The organism is Variovorax sp. WDL1 (assembly GCF_001541225.1).
Classification (GTDB): domain Bacteria; phylum Pseudomonadota; class Gammaproteobacteria; order Burkholderiales; family Burkholderiaceae_C; genus Variovorax.
Genome location: NZ_LMTS01000154.1, coordinates 1 through 298 on the forward strand (window position 1 = coordinate 1; position 298 = coordinate 298).

Sequence of the window (298 nt, forward strand, 5' to 3'; positions counted from 1 at the left end):
GGCTCCGCTCGTTTGAACACACAGCGGTCTGAGACAAGTGGATTGGCTGCGGTTTGATTTCTCTATTTCAAGGCCCTGCCAGGCCGCCGGAGGCGCCCCGGTTGAGCCATGTACTCATGGTTCAACCCCTCATCAGGCGGCCTCCTTCAGCGCGGGCAACGTGCCGAAGTAGACCATGTCCGGGGTTCGTCCGTCATGCGACTGATGCGGCCTTCGAGCGTTGTAGAACTCGAAGTACGCGGCCAGGCTCAGCCGCGCGGCGCTGACGCCGTCGTAGGCCTTCAGGTACACGTCCTCG

Annotated in this window: 1 protein-coding gene; it reads right to left on the bottom strand. The window is 62.4% G+C overall.

What is annotated here, in order from left to right; genetic code table 11:
- Positions 1-132: 132 nt before the first annotated feature.
- Positions 133-298: integrase core domain-containing protein (locus tag APY03_RS20630; RefSeq protein ID WP_157103438.1), on the bottom strand; the 166-nt coding region annotated here is incomplete at its 5' end.